The 14,504-nt window shown below is 61.6% G+C and carries 13 protein-coding genes and 1 pseudogene; 12 read left to right on the top strand and 2 right to left on the bottom strand.

Annotation, left to right across the window (positions count from 1 at the left end):
- Window positions 1-50 precede the first annotated feature (50 nt).
- Window positions 51-1,901, top strand: a pseudogene (locus tag FG13_RS19755) (5-methyltetrahydropteroyltriglutamate--homocysteine methyltransferase); the annotation flags it as partial.
- A 4-nt stretch (window positions 1,902-1,905) separates the two neighbouring features.
- On the opposite strand, the gene FG13_RS29595 reads toward FG13_RS19755, so the two are convergent.
- Window positions 1,906-2,874: an IS1595 family transposase gene (locus tag FG13_RS29595; RefSeq protein ID WP_152598812.1), complete on the bottom strand. Its 969-nt coding sequence runs from the start codon at window positions 2,872-2,874 to the stop codon at window positions 1,906-1,908.
- 362 nt (window positions 2,875-3,236) lie between these two features.
- On the opposite strand from FG13_RS29595, the gene minC reads away from it, so the two are divergent.
- From minC to ptuB, 5 genes are all read left to right on the top strand, one after another.
- A complete protein-coding gene (gene minC / locus FG13_RS19740; protein WP_035828495.1) occupies window positions 3,237-3,986 on the top strand; it encodes a septum site-determining protein MinC in 750 nt (249 codons plus the stop codon).
- Window positions 3,987-4,023: 37 nt separating this feature from the next.
- On the top strand, window positions 4,024-4,839 hold the full coding sequence (gene minD / locus FG13_RS19735; protein ID WP_034752889.1) for a septum site-determining protein MinD: 816 nt from the start codon (window positions 4,024-4,026) through the stop codon (window positions 4,837-4,839).
- 1 nt (window position 4,840) lies between these two features.
- A complete protein-coding gene (gene minE, locus FG13_RS19730) occupies window positions 4,841-5,092 on the top strand; it encodes a cell division topological specificity factor MinE (RefSeq protein WP_034752886.1) in 252 nt (83 codons plus the stop codon).
- Between the two features lie 117 nt (window positions 5,093-5,209).
- Window positions 5,210-6,658, top strand: coding sequence for an AAA family ATPase (locus tag FG13_RS19725; protein ID WP_051959266.1), 1,449 nt, complete (start codon window positions 5,210-5,212; stop codon window positions 6,656-6,658).
- On the top strand, window positions 6,651-7,283 hold the full coding sequence (ptuB, locus tag FG13_RS19720) for a retron Ec78 anti-phage system effector HNH endonuclease PtuB (protein ID WP_035823606.1): 633 nt from the start codon (window positions 6,651-6,653) through the stop codon (window positions 7,281-7,283). Before FG13_RS19725 ends, ptuB begins: the two co-directional genes overlap by 8 nt.
- A gap of 5 nt (window positions 7,284-7,288) precedes the next feature.
- Here ptuB and FG13_RS19715 read toward each other — a convergent pair whose 3' ends face one another.
- Window positions 7,289-7,798: a hypothetical protein gene (locus FG13_RS19715; protein ID WP_035823605.1), complete on the bottom strand. Its 510-nt coding sequence runs from the start codon at window positions 7,796-7,798 to the stop codon at window positions 7,289-7,291.
- Window positions 7,799-7,966: 168 nt separating this feature from the next.
- On the opposite strand from FG13_RS19715, the gene FG13_RS19710 reads away from it, so the two are divergent.
- The 6 genes from FG13_RS19710 to gshA all read left to right on the top strand — a co-directional run bounded on the left by FG13_RS19710 (window position 7,967) and on the right by gshA (window position 14,495).
- Window positions 7,967-8,656, top strand: a complete 690-nt coding sequence (locus FG13_RS19710; protein WP_035823604.1) for a response regulator transcription factor — start codon at window positions 7,967-7,969, stop codon at window positions 8,654-8,656.
- 81 nt (window positions 8,657-8,737) lie between these two features.
- The gene (hemA, locus tag FG13_RS19705) at window positions 8,738-10,012 is read left to right on the top strand and encodes a glutamyl-tRNA reductase (protein ID WP_035823603.1); all 1,275 of its coding nucleotides are present in this window, start codon (window positions 8,738-8,740) and stop codon (window positions 10,010-10,012) included.
- 86 nt (window positions 10,013-10,098) lie between these two features.
- The gene (gene prfA, locus FG13_RS19700) at window positions 10,099-11,175 is read left to right on the top strand and encodes a peptide chain release factor 1 (protein WP_035823601.1); all 1,077 of its coding nucleotides are present in this window, start codon (window positions 10,099-10,101) and stop codon (window positions 11,173-11,175) included.
- Window positions 11,176-11,358: 183 nt separating this feature from the next.
- Window positions 11,359-11,829 (top strand): disulfide bond formation protein B, encoded by a 471-nt coding sequence (locus tag FG13_RS19695; RefSeq protein WP_035828492.1) that lies wholly within the window; start codon window positions 11,359-11,361, stop codon window positions 11,827-11,829.
- A gap of 11 nt (window positions 11,830-11,840) precedes the next feature.
- A complete protein-coding gene (gene prmC, locus FG13_RS19690) occupies window positions 11,841-12,671 on the top strand; it encodes a peptide chain release factor N(5)-glutamine methyltransferase (protein ID WP_035823599.1) in 831 nt (276 codons plus the stop codon).
- A gap of 216 nt (window positions 12,672-12,887) precedes the next feature.
- Window positions 12,888-14,495 carry a glutamate--cysteine ligase gene (gshA, locus tag FG13_RS19685; RefSeq protein WP_035823597.1) on the top strand — a complete coding sequence of 536 codons (1,608 nt, stop codon included), beginning with the start codon at window positions 12,888-12,890 and terminating at the stop codon, window positions 14,493-14,495.
- Window positions 14,496-14,504: the final 9 nt, after the last annotated feature.

Genomic DNA, 14,504 nt, shown 5'->3' with positions numbered 1-14,504 from the left:
ACCAAGTTGCCGCACACTCTAGCGCATTCACATTAAATCTCGATGACATCATGACCGTGCACACCCATATCCTTGGCTTTCCCCGTATCGGCGCCGCGCGCGAGCTGACATTGGCGCTGGAAAGCCACTGGCGCGGCGAGCTGTCCGAGGCAGCGCTGGAAGCGACGGGCCAGCAATTGCGCGCGCGCCACTGGGCGCTGCAGCGCGATGCCGGTCTCGATTACGTGACCGTGGGCGACTTCGCCCTGTATGACCAGGTCGCCAACCATATCCAGCTGCTGGGCTGCGAACCGGCCCGTTTCAACTTCACGCCGGAGCAGTCGCCGCTGGCGCGCTATTTCACGATGGCGCGTGGTGAAGCAACGCATGCGGAGCACGCGGGCTGCGGCCACGCGCACCATGCACACGCCGCAGGCACTGCCGCGCTGGAAATGAGCAAGTGGTTTGACACCAATTACCATTACCTGGTGCCCGAATTGTCGCCGCAAACTCAATTTTCCCTGGCCTGCGAGCACCTGCTGGCAGAAGTGGCCGAGGCGCAGGCGCTCGGTCACCAGGTCAAGGCGGCCCTGATCGGCCCCCTCACCTTCCTCTGGCTGGGCAAGGAAAAGACGCCAGGCGAGTCGAGCTTTGACCGTCTGGCCCTGCTGGAACAATTGCTGCCCGTGTACGGCGCCCTGCTCGACCGCCTGAAAGAGCAAGGCGTGGCCTGGGTGCAGGTCGACGAGCCGATCCTGGGCCTGGACTTGCCCGGCGCGTGGCGCAGCGCCTTCGAAAGCACGTACTGGCAACTGAACCAGGTGGGTATCAATATCCTGCTGGCTACATATTTCTCGCCGCTGGAAGAAAACCTCAGCCTGACGTGCCGCCTGCCCGTCGCCGGCCTGCACGTGGACGGCATCCGCGCGCCGCATGAACTGATCAGCGTCACGGACTGGCTGCCAGCGCATAAAGTCTTGTCGATCGGTATCGTCGACGGGCGCAACATCTGGCGCACCGACCTCGACGCGGCCCTGGCCGTGCTGCAGCCGCTGGCGGCCAAGCGCAACGGCCAGCTGTGGCTGGCGCCGTCGTGCTCGCTGCTGCACGTGCCGTTCAGCCTGGAAGCGGAAACGGAGCTCGACGGTGAAATCCGGACCTGGCTGGCGTTCGCCACGGAAAAACTGGCAGAAATCGCCGTTCTCAAGGACGCGCTTGAAGGCCATTCCGATGACAGCGCACTGGCCGCATTGGCCACTTCCCGTCAGGCCATTGCCAGCCGCCGCGCCAGCCATAAGCGGGGCGAACTTGGATCCGCCGAGTATGAAGCACCGACGCGCGCCGAAATCACCCACGCCGTCAGCCGCCAGGAAGCGCTGGGCCTGGACGTGCTCGTGCATGGCGAGGCGGAACGCAACGACATGGTCGACTACTTTGGCGAGCAACTCGACGGTTTTATCTTCACGCGCCACGGCTGGGTGCAATCGTACGGCTCGCGCTGTGTGAAACCGCCCGTCTTCTACGGCGACGTGCAGCGCCCGGCCGCCATGACGGTGGCCTGGACGGTGCACGCGCAAAGCCTGACGAGCAAACCGGTGAAAGGCATGCTGACGGGCCCGGTGACGATCTTGCAATGCTCGTTCGTGCGCGACGACCAGCCGCGCGCCGCCACGGCGCTGCAACTGGCCCTGGCCATCCGCGACGAGGTGCAAGACCTGGAAACGGCCGGCTTCGGCATCATCCAGATCGACGAACCGGCCATCCGCGAAGGCTTGCCGCTGCGCCGCAGCCAGTGGGACGCCTACCTGGACTGGGCCACGCGCGCCTACCGCATCGCCGTCATTCCACCAGCCCAGTTATGGATCAACCCGGACTGCGGCCTGAAGACGCGGGGCTGGGCGGAAACGGAAGCGGCTTTAAAGAAGGCTATGTCACCATTAGATGTGGGAATGCGCCCAAAGTTGCTTTCAATAATGTTTCCGGTGAGCGGATGCGCCTGGCGTCGAGTATCCAGCGCCATCCCAGATAGTTCGGCAGGTAGCGCGTGGCCACGCCATGAAACGGCCGTAGCCAATCCCGCAAGCGGCTGTGATAGGCGTTGACGTTCTGCACGTGGGCCGCGCCCCGCACGCGGATGCCGGCACGCAAGTTGACGGCCTGGTGGCTAACCCCTGCTTCACGGGCGAAGGCGCGGTAGGCGGCATGGCCGTCGGTGACCAGCAGCACGTCCTTGTCGATGACAGGCAACAAACAGTGATGCAACTGCGCCTTCGTCAGCGCCCCTTTGCCCGTGACGAAGTCGAGGGTCTGGCCCGTGCGGTCGCGCGCCACCAGGATGCAGACCTGTTCATTCGATATGCCGCGCTTGTGGGCATGGCCGCCCCGGCGCCGGGGCGGACGCGTCATATTTCTGGATCCCTTTTCCGATTCCAGCAAATATAACTCGTCTGCCTCGGCGATGCCATGCAGGCCATGCGGCCGGTCCGTCTTGGCCAGCGATAAAAACCGGTGACGCCAGCGAAACGTGGTGTTGCGGTGCACACCTAGCTGTGACGCTGCCTTGCGCACGGAATCCGATGCCAGCAGGCAATCGGCATAGTCGAGCCACAACGATTTATGGCGCAAGCGGGCCAGCGGCGTGCCGGTGAGCGCATTGAAGGTGCGTCCGCACGGCACGCAGCGGTAGCGCTGCAAGCCGTGCGCATGGCCATGTCGGTGCAAGCGAGGCGAGTGGCAGGCGGGACAGGTCAATCGCGGCTGCGCCACATTTTCCAGCAGCGCGACGGTCGCGTCGTGTGGCGCGCTGCCACGCAGCAGGGCAATGCCTGCTTGCCGCTGACGCTGGCTCAACTGAGCAAACTGCGCGATAAAGCTGATCCATTCAGCTGGCCGCATGATCTGCTCCCTGTGTGATTGATATGCAGAGTCAGACAGCATGGCCAAGGGAAAATTCCGACATTCCCCTACTTGCCGATGACAGAGCCTTAAAGAATATGCTCGCGGCGGCGCGGCAGATGCGCGCAGCTTGATCTCGGACCGCGCCCTCAGGGCGCATTCTCGGCTGCTTTCGGGGCGGCGCAGCGGTTTTCCGGGGCGCCGTCCGTTTTTTTTGACCTGAAGTAGGTGTTGCCCTGCGGAATAGCACGCGCCAGGCCCCTGATGCTGATTTTTTTGCAGTAGAATGCAAGAAATTTACTGCTCCCATTGTTGCCGTACGGAACATCTGGCCTGCCGCAGTTTCACTTTGATAAATGTTTATGTCCAAAAGCCCGTCGCAGAAGCCTATCGAAATCAAGATTTCCACCGTCGTTGCTGTCTCCGCCATTCTGCATAGCGCCGATACGCAGGCACTCGACGCCGCCCTGCGCGACATGACGGGAGGCGTGGCCGACTTTTTCGAGGACGACCTGGCCGTGCTGGACGTGGCGGCCTTGCCGCCCGGCAGCGTGCCCATCGATTGGGCCGCCCTCGTGGCCTTGCTGAAAAAATACCGTTTGAATGCCGTGGCCGTGCGCAATGCGCCGGCCGACATGCATGACGCCATCCTGGCGCAAGGCTTGAGCCTTGACAGCGGCAAGACGCGCGACGATGCGCCGCCCAAGGATGGCCCCAAGGATACGCCCACGGCCGCCGCCCAGTCGGGCGCCGACGCCCAGGTGATGGTGATCGACACGCCCGTGCGGGCCGGCCAGCGCATTTATGCGCGCGGCTGCGACCTGATCATCACCGCCGTCGTCAACAATGGCGCCGAAATCATCGCCGACGGCAGCATCCACGTATATTCCTCGCTGTACGGCCGCGCGCTGGCCGGCGCCTCGGGCAATGCCCAGGCCCGCATCTTCGCGCTGGCCATGGAACCGGAACTGGTCTCGATCGCCGGCGTGTACCGCACGTTCGAGGATGGTTTCCCCGCAGAAATGGCGCGCGGACCCGCGCAAATTCGTTTGGCTGGCGACAGAATCGATATACACTCTGTCAATCCGGTCACTCCCGTGAACCGCTCTTAAGCTGCACAATTCAAGAGATATCTGAAAAGGATTATTTGTGGCAAGAATTATTGTTGTGACGTCCGGCAAGGGCGGTGTCGGCAAGACGACCTCTAGCGCCAGTTTTTCCACTGGCCTGGCCATGCGCGGCCACAAGACAGCCGTGCTCGACTTCGACGTGGGCCTGCGTAACCTCGACCTGATCATGGGTTGCGAGCGCCGCGTCGTCTACGACCTGATCAATGTGATCAATAAAGAGGCCACCCTGAACCAGGCCCTGATCAAGGACAAGCACTGCGACAACCTGTTCATCCTGCCCGCGTCGCAAACGCGCGACAAGGATGCCTTGTCGGAAGAAGGCGTGGAACGCGTGTTGAACGACCTGATCAACATGGGTTTCGAATTCATCATCTGCGATTCGCCGGCCGGCATCGAGCATGGCGCGCTGATGGCGCTGACGTTCGCCGACGAAGCCATCATCGTCACCAACCCGGAAGTGTCGTCGGTGCGCGATTCGGACCGCATCCTCGGCATCCTGCAAGCCAAGTCGCGCCGCGCGCAGACGGGCGGCGAGCCGGTCAAGGAACATTTGCTGATCACCCGCTACTCGCCGAAACGCGTGGAATCGGATGAAATGCTGTCCTACCAGGACGTGCAGGAAATCCTGCGCATCCCGCTGGTGGGCATCATTCCGGAATCGGAGCAAGTGCTGGCCGCCTCAAATCAGGGTAACCCGGCCATCCATTTCACGGGCACGGACGTGGCGCAAGCCTATGAAGACGTGGTCTCGCGTTTCCTCGGCGAAGAAGTCGAGTTGCGCTTTACCAACTATGAAAAGCCTGGATTACTCCAGCGCATTTTTGGGGCGAAGTGATATGGCCTTGCTTTCTTTCCTCTTCCCCCCCAAGCCGAAGACGGCCACCGCGGCCAAGGAACGCCTGCAGATCATCATCGCCCGCGAACGCAGCGGACGCGATGGTCCGGACTTCCTGCCCGCCCTGCACAAGGAATTGATCGCCGTCATTTCCAAGTACACCAAGGTCAATGCCGACGACATCAAGATCTCGCTGGACCGCCAGGGCAACCTGGAAGTGCTCGACGTCAACGTGGTGCTGCCGGACGCGTAGAACTGGCCAAGCAACAAAGGCGGGCAAAAACAGTACTATAATCAAAGGGTTGACATTCAGTCAGCCCTTTTCGCGTTGTCCCCGACGACATTCACCTATGCTGCACTGGAGCCAACATTGAAAATCGAACGGATCACTCTGCAGAATTTCCGTTGCTTTGAAAATGTGCAGCTCGCTTTCGATCCCCAATTGACCGTCATTGTCGCTCTCAACGGCCAAGGCAAATCATCCTTGCTCGACGCCATCAAGATTGCCTTGTGGCCGTATATCGCCGGCTTTGACCTGGGCAGCATGTCGCTCGACACCACGGGCATACAGATCGACGATGTGTTTCGCGAAAAGCTGGCAGCGCATCAGATGGAATGGCGTTTACCTTGCGTGATTGAATCATTTGGCGCTATTGAGCCGATGGTCCATGATGCAGATGGTACTAATCTGGATTGGCATGGGAGACGCTTGCGCGACAGCGTCAAAAGATCGAGCAAAACAAAAAACAATGCTTTTTCCAATGAAATAGAGCTGTATGGCTATGCGCAGGCTTTGGAAAATGGCGTCTTTGCGAATGGTCAAATTGAAGCAGACGAATTGCCGATGCTCGGTTATTACGGCACGGGCCGATTGTGGAGTCAAAAGAAACTGGCCGGCAAATCGGAGAAAGTGGACCAGGCATCGTTTTCCCGCACCTGGGCCTATCGCGATTGCCTAGCACCTTCGTCAAGCTACAAAGACTTTGCCCAGTGGTACACGCGGGTATTCAAGGCGCTCAGGGATGCGCAGATCCGCAATCTCGAAAAGAAACTCGGGCCCGAAGCGAAGGTCGCCGACGATCTGCTTGCACCGGTACGCGCCGTCCAGCAGGCCATCGACGTGATTCTGGAACCGCATACAGGCTGGCATTGGCTGGAGTATAGCGCCGAACACGACGACCTGGTACTGGAACACCCGGAGCAGGGCAAGCTCAAGGTTAGCCAACTCAGTGACGGCATACGCAATATGCTGGCGCTGGTCGGTGACATTGCCTACCGCTGCTACAAACTCAATACCCACCATGGCGACAAGGCTGCCCTGCTCACGCATGGCATCGTCATGATCGATGAAATCGACATGCACTTGCACCCGGAATGGCAGCAGACTGTATTGCCTGATTTGCAAAGGGCATTCCCAAATATCCAGTTCATCGTCACCACCCACAGCCCCCAAGTACTCAGCAGCATCGACGCACACTGCATACGCCGGCTGGATTGGGAATTGGACGAAGAGAGCGGGCGCAAGCGCATGGTAGTCAATACCATCGATCAACAAACCATGGGCGTGGCAAGTTCGGACGTACTGGCCAGTGTGATGGGTATCGATCCCGTTCCCGATGTCGAGCCGGCTCGCCAACTCAGTCACTACATGGCGTTAATCCAGCAGAATTTGCATGAGGAACCTGGTGGCATGGCGTTACGTGCAGAACTGAACGCGCATTTTGGTGCCAACCATCCAAAAATGCTGGAGTGCGACCGCCTGATCCGCCTGCAAGCCTTCAAACGCAAATTGCCTTTGCGCGAGACGGGCGATGCATAAGCTGCAACGCGGTGCTGCGCCGGTGTGCCTGTCCACCTACCAGCATGGTCGGGACAACTGGCAGGCCGTCAGTGCCGAAGACAAGCGCGAGATATGGGAAAGACTGTATGAGATGCAGCAACATCGCTGCGCCTATTGCGAAGATGCCTTGCGCAACGACAAGAAACATATCGAGCACTTTCGTCAAAAGGGACGCGATCCAAAAGTGACCTTTCTCTGGTCTAATTTATTCGGATCATGCAACCGCATCGACAATTGCGGAAAATTCAAGGATGAGCTGCCACCTTACGATCCTGCCGACCTGATCAAACCGGACGAGGAAGACCCCGAACGTTTTTTCCTGTTCGTCAGCGACGGTAGCGTGGCCGTGCGCGAAGGATTGAACGCCACGGATAAAAAACGCGCAATGGAAACCATACGCATTTTCAATCTCAACGGCGCTTTGCGCCAAATGCGACGCAGTGTGATCGCTGGCTATCTCGACCAAGCAAAGGAGGTCAGGGAAATGGTGGACTCAGGCGATTTCACATTAGCGGAAGGAAAAGCATTTTTAAAAGACGAACTCGCCGCAACGGCGAATCAACCATTTGCGACGGCTATCAAACACATCTTGATCCCTACATAAAAGTATCAGCTTTGACTCGGTCTCACCGCGAGCAATTCCTGCGCCACCGCGGCGCAGGCGTTCACGTGCTGGTTGCCGATCTGGCGGAACACGGCGTAGCCGATGGCTGCCGCCACCGCCTGGCCGGCGAACGGCACGAAGCGCGCCACCTGCTTGGTGGCTATCTTGACGCCACTGCGCTTGAGCAGGTGGAGGATCAGTTCGCGCGACACCAACTTTCCCACCAGCATGCCACCCATGCCCACCGCCGCGCGGTAGGCCATCATCTTGAACTGCGGGTTCAGGCGCTCGATCTGCTCGGGCGTCAGGCCGAATTCGTGGTTGATATCATTGATCAGCATGGAAAACAGGCCCACGTCCGACATCAGGTCGATGCCGGGAATGGGAATGGCCGAGGCGCCCGCCGACATCATGGCACGCCGCTGCACCAGGCGCCGGCAACGCTCGCGCACTTGCTCGATCTCCGCACGACTGGCCGGTATCAGGGTCCAATCGGTAGTGCTCTTGTCTGGCATGGCCGTTTCTCCGCAGTATGAGGTAGATGAACAAGTGTAACGTAAAGGCCTGCGCTGCCGATTTCACTGGACACAGTTGCAATCTCTGTTATATTTCACTTGAGCATTCCTTAACATTACGATAAGCAGAGCGGACCGTCTGTTTGTTGCTACACACTCCAGCCAATTATGCGAATTGCCGTACTCGATAGCGACCATAGCCAGGCAGAACTGATCTGCCAGGTGCTCACCGCCGCCGGCCACGCTTGCCACGAGTTTCAAAGTGGTAAGGAAATGCTGGGCCAATTGCGCAAGGACAGTTGCGACATGCTCATCCTCGACTGGCATGTGAGCGATCTGGACGGTGCTGAAGTCTTGCGCCGTGCCCGGGAAAAACTGGCGCCCAAGGCACCCGTGTTGTTTATGACCAACAGCTCGGGCGAAGACGACGTGGTGGCGGGCATGACGGCCGGCGCCGACGACTACATGATCAAGCCCCTGCGGCGCAGCGAGCTGACCTTGCGCACCCAGGCGCTGCTGCGCGTGGCGTATCCGGCCCAGAATGGCGCCGAGACCTTGCAATTCGGTCAATATACGTTTGAAACCCGCCCCGGCCGCCTGCTGCGCGATGGCGAAGTGCTGGATGTGACGCACAAGGAATTCGCCCTGGCGCTGCTGTTTTTCCGCAACCTGGGCCGTCCCCTGTCGCGCGCCTACATCCACGAAGCCGTGTGGCAGCGCGACACGGCGCTACCCTCGCGCACCATGGATACCCACGTCTCGCGCGTGCGCAACAAGTTGCAGCTGAAACCGGAACACGGCTACAGGCTCGTGCCCGTCTACAGCTACGGTTATCGCCTGGAAAAACTGGGCGGCTGAATGGCGGCAAACGGCTGACCTGCTCAAAGCGCGGGCACAAAGCGTTATAATGTCGGCATAAGTCACCCCAACAGCCCTGAAATGCAACTGCTCGCCGTCGGCCTCAACCATACCACCGCTCCAGTGTCGCTCCGCGAACAGCTGGCGTTTGCGCCTGAGCACTTGGGTTCGGCGGTGATGGCGGCGCGCACCTGGTTCCAGCGCATCGACTTGCGCGACAACGACGAAGCGGCCATCCTGTCGACCTGCAACCGCACCGAGCTGTATGCGGCCAGCCACGTGCCGAATCCGCTCGACGCGGGCGCGCATTTCCTGGCCGACTATCACAAGCTCAACTACAGCGAGCTGCGCCCCCACTTATATATGCTGCCGCAGCACGATGCCGTGCGCCACACCTTCCGCGTCGCCTCCGGGCTCGATTCGATGGTGCTGGGCGAAACGCAGATCCTGGGGCAGATCAAGGACGCCATCCGCACGGCCGACGAGGCGGGCGGCCTGGGCACGTATCTGCACCAGTTGTTCCAGCGCAGCTTTTCCGTCGCCAAGGAAGTGCGCAGCAGCACGGAAATCGGCGCCCACAGCGTGTCCATGGCGGCCGCCGCCGTACGCCTGTCGCAGCGCATCTTCGACAAGATCGCCGAGCAGAACGTGCTGTTCATCGGCGCCGGCGAAATGATCGAATTGTGCGCCACGCACTTCGCGGCGCAAAACCCGAAAAGCATCACCATTGCCAACCGCACCATGGAGCGGGGCGAGGAACTGGCGCACCGCTTCAACGGCAAGGCCATCCGCCTGGCAGATCTGCCGGAGCAGCTGCACCAGTTCGACATCGTCATCTCGTGCACGGCGTCGTCCTTGCCGCTGCTGGGCCTGGGCCTGGTCGAGCGCGCCATCAAGGCGCGCCGCCACAAGCCCATGTTCATGGTCGATCTGGCCGTGCCGCGCGACATCGAAGCGGAAGTGGGCCGTTTGAACGACGTCTTCCTGTACACGGTCGACGACCTGGGCAAGGTCGTGCAGACGGGCCTGGAAAGCCGGCAAGCGGCCGTGGCGCAAGCCGAATCCATTATCGAGACGCGCGTGCAATCGTTCATGAGCTGGGTCGACGACCGTGCTATGGTGCCCGTCATCCAGCATTTGCATGAAAACAGCGAATCGTTGCGCCTGATGGAAGTGGAACGGGCGCGCAAAATGCTGGCCAAGGGCGCCGACATTGACGCCGTCCTGGAAGCGCTGTCGAAAGGCTTGACGGCCAAGTTCCTGCACGGTCCGCAGCAGGCGCTGCACCACGCGCAAGGCGACGAGCGCAAGCAGCTCGTCACCCTGCTGCCGAAACTGTTCCGCCCCCGCCGTTAGCGCAGCCCCGCTGGCCGCCCGCGCGGCCACCCCCTGCCCGCCTGCCGGGCCTGCTTCATCCCCACACTCTTTTACCGCGAATCGCTATGAAACCATCCATGCTGGCCAAACTCGATCAACTGGCGAACCGCCTGGTCGAACTCGACGAACTGCTGATGCATCCGGACGCCACGTCGAACATGGACAGCTACCGCAAGATGACGCGCGAGCACGCCGAGCTGGGCCCGCTGGTGGCTCTGTACCGCTCTTACCAGGAAGCGGGCAACGATATTACGACGGCGCAAGAGATGCTGGGCGATCCGGACATGAAGGAATTCGCCCAGGAAGAAATCGAAGCGGCGAAAGCCACCATGGCGCGCCTGGAACGCGAATTGCAGACCATGCTGCTGCCGAAGGACGTCAATGACGAGCGCAATATCTTCCTGGAAATTCGCGCCGGCACGGGCGGCGATGAATCGGCCCTGTTCGCCGGCGACCTGCTGCGCATGTACACGCGTTTTGCCGAGCGCAACCGCTGGCAAGTGGAGCTCGTGTCCTCGTCCGATTCCGACCTGGGCGGCTACCGCGAAGTGATCGTGCGCGTGGTGGGCAATGGCGCGTATTCGAAACTGAAATTCGAGTCGGGCGGCCACCGCGTGCAGCGCGTGCCGGCCACGGAAACGCAGGGCCGCATCCACACGTCAGCCTGCACGGTGGCCGTGATGCCGGAAGCGGACGAAGTGGAAGACGTCAACATCAACCCGGCCGACCTGCGCATCGACACCTACCGCGCCTCGGGCGCCGGTGGACAGCACATCAACAAGACGGATTCGGCCGTGCGCATCACCCACTTGCCGACCGGCATCGTGGTGGAATGCCAGGATGACCGCAGCCAGCACAAGAACAAGGCGCAGGCGATGAAAGTGCTGGCCGCGCGCATCAAGGACGTGCAGTTGCGCGAGCAGCAGTCGAAGGAAGCGGCCACGCGCAAGAGCCTGATCGGCTCGGGCGACCGCAGCGAGCGCATCCGTACTTACAATTTCCCGCAAGGCCGGCTGACGGACCACCGCATCAATCTGACCTTATATAAACTCGACTTCATCATGGATGGGGATTTGACGGATTTGACGAATGCCTTGGCGGCGGAGCACCAGGCCGAGCTTTTAGCGGCGCTGGGCGACTAAATGCTGACGCCGTTGCGTCGGCTTACGCTGCGCTAAGCCGACCTACGCCGACCTACGCCGCAGTGGTAGGTCGGCTTAGCGCGCAGCGCGTAAGCCGACAGCTTTAAGTAGCGGCTAAGCAATAAAAATCCAGCCTTGTGCGAAAATGATCAGCTCGATTCCATCCACCTCACCGTGTCGCCCATGAAAAATTCACGCACCGTCCTCCTGTTGATCGCCGCCCTGTGTTTCCTGATGCTGGGCGTGGCCATGTATTTGCAGCATGCCATGAACATGGCGCCGTGCCCGCTGTGCGTGATCCAGCGCTACCTGTTCCTCGGCATCGGCATCGCCTGCCTGGCCGGCGCGGCGGCGAACCGGCCCAAAATCGGCGCCAGCGTCGGTTTTCTGGCGGCCCTCGGCGGCCTGGGCGTGGGCGCCAAGCATTTGTACGTGCTGGCCAACCCCGGCTTCTCGTGCGGCATCGATCCGGTGGAAACGGCGCTGAACAAGGTCTTCACGGCCGAACTCATGCCCTTCATGTTTGAATCGTATGGCGCCTGCGAAAGCGCCGGCGAGCCGTTTTTCGGCCTGTCGATCCCGCAATGGGCATTCGCCTGGTTCGCCATCTTCGCCATCGCCATGCTGTGGACCTTGCTGCGCCGTCAGAAATAATTGAAAGCACCATGACAGAAACCTTGATTCCCGCCGGCAGCACTGTCGGCGCCCTGCAAATCCATCCACTGCTCGATCCGCTCGACAACCGCATCCTGCTGGGCCACGCGCTGGGCCTGTCGCGCGTGAGCCTGATCACGCAATCGGAGCGCGTACTCACTCCCGCTGAAGCCGAACGTTTATCGGGCTTGCTGGCGCGCCGCCTGCAGGGCGAGCCGATCGCCTACATCGTCGGCCAGCGCGAATTTTTCGGCCTGCCGTTCGAAGTGAACGACGCCGTACTGATCCCCCGCCCCGACACGGAAGTGCTGGTCGAACTGGCGCTCGAACGCCTGCCGCCCGGCGGACGGGTGCTCGACATGGGCACGGGCAGCGGCGCCATCGCCGTCGCGCTGGCGCATACGCGGCCCGACGCCGTCGTCACGGCCCTGGACGTCAGCAGCACGGCGCTGGCCGTGGCGCGCCGCAACGCCAGCGCCAACGGCGTCAACATCACTTTCATGGCCAGCGACTGGTTCGAAGCGCTGGGCACGGAAAAGTTCGACCTGATCGTCTCCAATCCCCCCTACATCGCCAGCGGCGACCGCCACCTGGCCGAAGGCGATTTGCGCTTCGAGCCGGCGGGCGCGCTGACCGACCATGCGGACGGCCTGTCGGCCCTGCGCAGCATCGTCTCCGGCGCCGCGCGCCATTTGGCAACGGGCGCCTGGCTGCTGATGGAACACGGCTATGACCAGGCCGTATCCGTGCGCGGCTTGCTGGCCGACGCCGGCTACAACAAAGTGCAAAGCTGGCGCGACCTGGCCGGCATCGAACGGGTCAGCGGCGCCCGCCTGGGCTGACCGCCGCCACCTGCGCAAAGCTTGATCCGGCGGCGCGCCAGATGCCATCGCAGTTTGTTAAAATATCAAGCGAATTCCTGACCGAAGCGCCGCCCCCGTTCCCCGGGGCGGACGCTGGCGACGCGGCGTTTTTTGGGCCGGCGCCGACGCATTTGCCAAAATTCGGTTAATCTCAGCACAAATTATTTATATGCTGCACAAGAAAGGAAGCTCAAATTGCCCAACCTGTTGACTCGCCGCCTGGCATTGCTGACTGAAGATGCCAACCGCGCGCTGCTGGGCGGCTTGCGCGGCATCGAGCGTGAAACCCTGCGCGTCGACCACGCCGGCCATCTGGCTTCCACGCCCCACCCGATAGCCCTGGGCTCGGCGCTGACGCACCCTGAAATCACCACCGACTACGCCGAAGCGCTGCTCGAATTCATCACTCCGGCTGAAGCCGACATCGGCGTCACGCTCGACAAGCTCGACACCGTGCACCGCCATGCCTACAGCCGCCTCGGCGACGAGTTGCTGTGGAGCCAGTCGATGCCATGCCAGCTGCCGCCCGAAGCGGACATCGAGATCGCCAACTACGGCACGTCGAACATGGGCATGCTCAAGCATGTCTACCGGCGCGGCCTGGCCTTGCGCTACGGCAAAGCCATGCAATGCATCGCCGGCATCCATTACAACTACTCGCTCGACGAACAGCTGTGGCAAGTGCTGGCCAGCAACCCGGACACCAGCGCCAGCGCCAGCGCCACGCAGGCAGCTGCCACGCCGAAAGACGTGCAGTCGGAAAGCTATCTGGCAACGATCCGCAATTTCCGCCGCTACAGCTGGCTGCTGATGTATCTGTTCGGCGCCTCGCCGGCCCTGTCCGCCGGTTTCCTGCGCGGCCGCGCGCACAAGCTCGAGACCCTGTCCGACGACACCCTGTTCCTGCCCTACGCCACCAGCCTGCGCATGAGCGACCTCGGTTACCAGAACGATGCCCAGTCCGGCCTGCGCCCGCACGAAAACAGCCTGGAAGACTACGTCAACGCGCTCACGCACGCCGTCAACGACCCATATCCGCCGTACGAAACGCTGGGAACCAAAAAAGATGGCGAGTGGATTCAGCTGTCCACCAACGTGCTGCAGATCGAAAATGAATACTATTCGACCATCCGCCCGAAACGCGTGATCCGCACGGGCGAGCGCCCGATCCAGGCCCTGTGCCTGCGCGGCGTGCAATACATCGAAGTGCGCTGCATGGATGTCGATCCGTTCGAACCGGTCGGCATCAGCCTGGAAACGGGCCGCTTCCTCGACGCCTTTTTGCTGTTCTGCGCGCTCGACGACAGCGGCCCCATTTCGGCCGAGCAAAGCGCCTGCTACACGAACAATTTCGCCCGCACGGTCAAGGAAGGCCGCAAGCCGGGCCTGACCCTGCGCCGCGATGGCGAGGAAATCAGCTTGCAGGCCTGGGGCGAGGAATTGCTGGCGCGCATCGCCCCCGTGGCGGCCCTGCTCGACTCTCGCCATGGCGGCACGCAGCACGCGGACAGCCTGGCGGCGCAAGCCGTCAAGCTGGCCGACCCCGATGCGACGCCGTCGGCGAAGGTATTGGCCGAGCTGCGCGCCAATGGCGGCTCGTTTGCCGCCTTCGGCCTGCAGCAAAGCGAACGCCATGCGGCGTTTTTCCGCGCGCATCCGCCAACATCGGAACAAAGTGCGTATTTCGACGAAATGGCCGCCAGCTCGCTGGCCGAACAGCGCGCCATGGAAGCGGCGCCAGCCGGCAGCTTCGACGATTTCGTCGCCGCCTACCGCGCCAGCACCCTGTGTTCGCACACCTGATCCTGCCTG

It is taken from the genome of Janthinobacterium sp. RA13, assembly GCF_000745325.1.
Lineage (GTDB): Bacteria > Pseudomonadota > Gammaproteobacteria > Burkholderiales > Burkholderiaceae_D > Janthinobacterium > Janthinobacterium rivuli.
The sequence above is the reverse complement of the archived record's forward strand: the minus strand, read 5'-3'. Positions and strand labels throughout refer to the sequence as shown.